The sequence below is a fragment of the Roseitalea sp. MMSF_3546 genome (genome assembly GCF_030732865.1).
GTDB lineage: Bacteria > Pseudomonadota > Alphaproteobacteria > Rhizobiales > Rhizobiaceae > Roseitalea.
Genome location: NZ_JASHKB010000053.1, coordinates 1 through 5,763 on the forward strand (window position 1 = coordinate 1; position 5,763 = coordinate 5,763).

General features: G+C 63.4%; 5 protein-coding genes and 2 pseudogenes. All 7 read left to right on the top strand.

The genetic code is table 11. The features are described from left to right. Positions 1–1,158, top strand: a 1,158-nt coding sequence (locus tag RBB34_RS19670; protein WP_306120946.1) for an IS66 family transposase, incomplete at its 5' end; no start/stop codon positions are given. Between the two features lie 80 nt (positions 1,159–1,238). Next, positions 1,239–1,511: pseudogene (locus RBB34_RS19675) on the top strand (ATP-binding protein); the annotation flags it as partial. 525 nt (positions 1,512–2,036) lie between these two features. Then, a complete protein-coding gene (locus RBB34_RS19680; protein WP_306120947.1) occupies positions 2,037–2,828 on the top strand; it encodes a hypothetical protein in 792 nt (263 codons plus the stop codon). A 584-nt stretch (positions 2,829–3,412) separates the two neighbouring features. Further along, positions 3,413–3,910, top strand: a complete 498-nt coding sequence (locus tag RBB34_RS19685) for a DUF2924 domain-containing protein (protein WP_306120948.1) — start codon at positions 3,413–3,415, stop codon at positions 3,908–3,910. Continuing rightward, positions 3,907–4,398 (top strand): annotated as a pseudogene (locus tag RBB34_RS19865) (recombinase family protein); the annotation flags it as partial. The gene RBB34_RS19685 and the pseudogene RBB34_RS19865, both read left to right, overlap by 4 nt. A gap of 12 nt (positions 4,399–4,410) precedes the next feature. After that, positions 4,411–5,232 (top strand): recombinase family protein, encoded by an 822-nt coding sequence (locus tag RBB34_RS19870; protein WP_346432555.1) that lies wholly within the window; start codon positions 4,411–4,413, stop codon positions 5,230–5,232. Next, the gene (locus tag RBB34_RS19695) at positions 5,232–5,615 is read left to right on the top strand and encodes a hypothetical protein (RefSeq protein ID WP_306120949.1); all 384 of its coding nucleotides are present in this window, start codon (positions 5,232–5,234) and stop codon (positions 5,613–5,615) included. The genes RBB34_RS19870 and RBB34_RS19695 overlap by 1 nt, the downstream gene beginning before the upstream one ends. The last annotated feature ends 148 nt before the right edge of the window (positions 5,616–5,763 follow it).

A 5,763-nucleotide genomic window follows, 5' to 3' on the forward strand; every position in this document is an offset into this window, starting at 1 on the left:
GATGTCTCGGAAAGGCTCGACGTGATCCCGGCGCAGTTCCGCGTGATCGTGACCCGCCGACCCCGATATGCCTGCCGTGCCTGCACCGATGGCGTGGTGCAGGCCCCGGCACCGGCTCGTCTGATCCCCGGTGGCCTGCCGACCGAGGCCACGATTGCCCATGTCATGGTCAGCAAATACGCGGACCATCTTCCCCTTTATCGCCAGGCGCAGATCTACAGCCGCCAGGGCGTCGAGCTCGATCGCTCCACCCTGGCCGACTGGGTCGGTCGGGCGGCCTTCGAGTTGCGCCCGGTCTTCGATGCGCTGATGGCGGATCTGAAGGGTTCGACCAAGCTGTTCATGGACGAAACCCGCGCCCCGGTGCTCGATCCCGGCGCCCGCAAGACCAGGACAGGATACTTCTGGGCGCTGGCACGGGACGACCGGCCCTGGGGTGGCGGGGCGCCGCCCGGCGTGGCCTTTACCTATGCACCCGGACGCGGCGGCGAGCATGCCGAGCGGATATTGCGGGGCTTTGGCGGCATCGTGCAGGTGGATGGCTATGCCGGCTACAACCGGCTGCTCGTCCCCGACCGCGTCGGCCCCGATATCCGGCTGGCCTATTGCTGGTCCCATGCCCGTCGCAAGCTGGTCGAGATCACCCGTACCGGCCCGGCGCCGATCGCCGAAGCGGGCGTCAGACGCATCGGTGAACTCTATCGCATTGAGGCCGAAATCCGTGGGCGTGACCCTGCCGCGCGCCTTGCGGCGCGCAAAGAACGCTCCGCACCGGTGGTCGAGGAACTGGAAGCCTGGCTCGTCGATCAGCGCGCCCGCGTCGCGGCGAAATCCCCCTTGGGCGAGGCACTCAAATACATCGCCAAATACTGGACCGGGCTGTGCATGTTCCTCGACGACGGCCGGATCGAGCTCGACAACAACACCGTCGAGCGGACCATCCGTCCCATCGCGCTGAACCGCAAGAACGCCCTGTTCGCCGGCCATGAGGTCGGCGCCGAAAACTGGGCCATGATCGCTTCGCTGATCGAGACGTGCAAACTCAACACCGTCGACCCCCATGCCTGGCTGACCGCAACCCTCCGGGCCATCGCAGGCGGTCACATGCAGAGCCGGATCGACGCGTTGCTGCCCTGGAGTTACGCCGCCAAGGTGTGATCACAACACCGCTTACGATGATTCTCCTTTCCATCATCATGGCCTCAAGCACGAAATTCCTGACAGTCCCCGCCGGACATCTCGCCGAGCAGCTTTGCCGCGTCGATCTCGTCATCATCGATGAACTCGGCTACCTGCCCTTCGCCCAGTCCGGCGGACAGCTCCTGTTCCACCTGATCAGCCGGCTCCACGAGCGCACCTCGATCCTCGTCACCACCAACCTGACCTTCGCCGAATGGCCGACCGTCTTCGGCGACGCCAAGATGACGACGGCGCTCCTCGACAGGCTCACCCACCACTGCGACATCGTCGAGACCGGCAACGAAAGCTGGCGCATCCGCAACCGCAGTTGAACGAGAGGGCCTGGAAACGCTCCGCTACATGAAGGCTGCGCGCTTCCAGGCCCTCTCGCCTCCACCACCTGCGCGTGTGGCAGCCCGCCAATCAGCGAATGCCGGAGGGGTCAAAATTGGACGCCGATCCGGGGTCAAAATTGGACGCCGATTGACAGGCGTGGGCCTTGAAATGAGGTGCCAGAAGTGCGATTCTTTACTGTGGATAAAGCCATGAATCGCGGGGTTCTGACGCCTCATCCCGATTGCGTGGTCATCTAGGCCGCTGGTCCCGTTGGCGCGGGATTGGCGGCTTTCTCTTAGTCTCCCCTCTGACGCCAATGGCCAGAGCGCGAGGGGCTCAGACAATTCTCGTCATGTTCAATCCCGAATCGCTTGTTGGCGGGCAGCCCGCCAGCCGATATGAGGACAAAGCCCCTGCAGAGTCAATGGCCGCAGCTAGTTTTTTGGCATATTTGCCGTTTTCCTTGCCGCACTGCGCAGCTAATGATATAGCACGTCGCGTTGGAGCAGGAGAAACATGCCATGAAACGAGTTCGGAGCCCGGCCTACCCGAGCCTACCTATATCTGAAGCCATTGAATTGGTTCAAAAAATTTACTCATCCAATCGAACCAACCCGATAGACCGAGAAGCCGCAGTCAAGGATATGGGCTACAGTGGACTGACTGGCAGGTCTGGCAAATTGCTTGCAACGCTCTTGCAATATGGTCTTTTGGAGAAGTCTGGTAAGGGTGGCGTACGTGTTACACCGCGAGCGGTGGATATACTGCACCCTGAAAGCGTCGCTGATCGCCGGCGGGCTCTGAGGGATGCCGCCTTTGAGCCAAATCTTTTTCTGTCGTTGCGGGAGAGGTTCCCGGATGGCGTCCCGTCAGAAAACAACCTCCGGTCTCATTTGATGCGGGAGCAATTTTCCGACGTCGCTATCAACCCTGCGGTGAACGCCTATCTGGAAACTTGCCGCTTCCTTCAGCAAGAAGATGCTTACGAAAGTTATGACGCGGCGGGCGCCGCCGACATAGAATCATCCCCGTCAATTGATGAGCGAGCGGAGACGTCTATGAAGCAGTTGCCATCTCACGTTATGAACGAGGATGTCGCGTCGAAACCCTTGGGGGGACATCTCGCCGGCGCCGGCGAGCAATTGGAGGCGGAAAACGAGCGGGTCGTTTATCGGGAAGAAGGTTCGCCGGGACAGTACCTGAAGTTGGCAGCGTCCGGGCCGCTGGACGACTACCTGCTCGAAGCAATTGAAGACTTCGTGAAGCGGCAGCGAAAGCGGCTCGAAAAGGCGTCCAGCACAACCGAACACTGACCAGCACGTTGCCGTGATCGGCGGGATGGTTAGGTGACCGCCCGAGTTGGGTCACACACGTATATAGGCCCCATCACTTCAATCGGCATGAGAAAATGGGCACACATCGGTCAAAGCAAATAGCCGCTGGTATTAGTCAGCCAAGCGCGTGCACTCCAGTGGGTTAACCCGATCTTAGTGTGTGGATGCACTTGGCCCGTCGACTTCATATACGGGTTACTGGGACATGGTCACCTGCTGCCCGGGTGGAGCCGACACCGACCTGTTACTCCGAGATACGCCCTGGTGCGACAACCCTCTGTTTTCACTTGAATTCCTTTGCCGCTCGCGGCGAAAACGGAGCAAACGGCCTCAGGAGGTTCGCTCCCAATGCAAGACGACATCGCCTCCGCGCGACCCGCCGAGACGCTCACGACCGATGAGCGGCTGGCGGAGTTGGCCGCAATCCTTGCCGGCGCAATCGCACGCACCAAACCACGAGAAACGAACAAGAAATCTCCGCTCATTGGAGACAGTTCGCTGGACATCCTCGCCCTCAGACGCCGTCGTCGGAGACAGGTTCGCAACCGAGTTGGAGGCGACGCATGAGGAAAAACACAAGGAAATCTGGCGCCAAGGCCGCGCCCGCACGCCAGGCGGAGAGGATCGACGTCCTAGCCGAACTGGCGGCGCTTAAGACTATGACGGTCGCAGAACTGCAGGAGAAGCGGCAGGCCATCTTCGGGGAGCGCGCGCCGAACGCCAGCCGCGGCAACCTTGAGCTCCGACTCGGCTACCGCATTCAGGAACTAGCCCACGGCGGACTGCGCCGGGAGACGCGCCGAATGCTCGATGCGCTGGCCGACGAGGTCATGAGCGGCAAGCTCGGCGGCTTGGTGGCGGACGCGCGCAAACCCGCCCCCGGCACGAAGCTGGTCCGCGAATGGGGCGGCGAAGAACACATGGTCACCGTTCTGGCGGACGGCTTCGAATGGCAGGGCCGGCGCTTCAAGTCGCTCTCCGCCGCCGTGCGCGCGATCACCGGCGCACACTGGAATGGCTGGCGGTTCTTTGGGCTCGATCAGACCGGAGGCGCCCGATGACCAGAAAGGCCCAGACCGAACCGGCGCGCCGCCTGCGCTGCGCCATCTATACCCGCAAGTCGAGCGAGGAAGGGCTCGACATGGAGTTCAACAGCCTCGATGCGCAGCGGGAGGCCTGCGAGGCCTACATCGCCAGCCAGCGCGCCGAGGGCTGGGCTTGCCTGCGCGAGCGCTATGACGATGGCGGGGTCTCCGGCGGCACGCTGGACCGCCCCGCGCTGAAGTAGCTGATCGCCGATGTCGAGGACGGGCTGATCGACGTGGTCGTGGTCTACAAGATCGACCGCCTCAGCCGCGCACTGATGGATTTCTCGAAGCTGGTCGAGATCTTCGACCGCCAAGGGGTGACCTTCGTCTCGGTCACGCAGTCCTTCAACACCACCACGTCCATGGGCCGGCTGACGCTGAACATCCTGCTGAGCTTCGCGCAGTTCGAGCGCGAGGTCATCGGCGAGCGGATCCGCGACAAGGTCGCCGCCTCCAAGAAGAAGGGCATGTGGATGGGCGGCTACGTGCCGCTCGGCTATGACGTGGTCGACCGCAAGCTGATCGTGAACGAGGCCGAGGCCGCGCAGGTCCGGACGATGTTCGAGCTCTTCGCGCGGTCCGATTCCACCGCCGCCGTGATCCGGGAGCTGAACGCGCGCGGCATCCGGTCCAAGCGGGGCCGGCCCATCGACCGCGGGGCGCTCTACAAGCTGCTGCACAACCGCATCTACCGCGGCGAGATCACCCACAAGGGTGAGGCCTATCCCGGCATGCACGAACCCATCGTCGATACGGAACTGTGGGACGCCGCCCATGCCGTGCTGGCCGGCAACCGGAACCAACGGGCAGGACGCACCCGGAGCACCGAGCCGGCGCTGCTGCGCGGATTGATCTTCACAGAGACCGGCGCCGCGATGACGCCGCACCACACTAAGAAGGGTAACAGGCGGTACTGCTACTACGTCTCGATGGACGTCATCCAGAAACGGCCCACGGCCGAGCTGCGCGGGCCCCAGCGGCTCCCCGCCGCCATGGTGGAGGAAGCGGTCATCGGCGAGATCCGGCGGCTGCTGCGCACGCCTGAGGTCATTGCGCGGACCGCGCGGGCCCTGAAGAAAGAGCGCCCCGACCTCGACGAAGGCACCGTGACCGCGGCGCTCACGCAGTTCGAAGATCTCTGGAAGGCGCTGATCCCGGCCGAGCAGGCCCGCGTCGTCCAGTTGCTCGTGGCGCGCGTGACGGTCGGCGAAAGCGGCCTCGACATCGATCTCCGCCATGACGGGCTCGGCGCGCTGGCGAGCCTGATGACGCCTGCGCAGGAGGACGCCGCCTGATGCCCGCGAACGACACCATCCGCGTCCACATCCCGCTCACGGTCAGAAAACGCGGCGGCCGGCCGCGTATACTGCCGCCGCGGGACATCGAGAAGTCGGACCCGCCGACGGGACAGGATCCCCGCGTGCTGCGCGCCATCGGCCGGGCATGGGCGTGGCGGAAGCGGATGGAGCGCGGCGAGGTCACCACAATCGCCGATCTTGCCGCCGAGGAGGGACTTTCGGACCGCTATGTCAGCCGGCTCCTTCGCCTCGCATGGCTGGCACCGGACGTCCTCGAGCGGCTGGTCGTACGCCGCGAGCCCTGCGCGGTCAGCCTCTACGACCTCTGCTTCGTCGCATCGCTGCCGTGGGACGAACAGCCAGCACGGGTGTTCGACTGACACCGCAGAGCCCGCCGGAATTCTTCCAGCGCGTTCAACAGCCTGCTTGACCTGTCTATAGCTTCACACCTTAGAGCGGTTTTCGATCAGTCTGGTTCGTAACCGGATGATTTGAAGTAGTTTGCGCATTCTTCTGGTTCGAAGATGT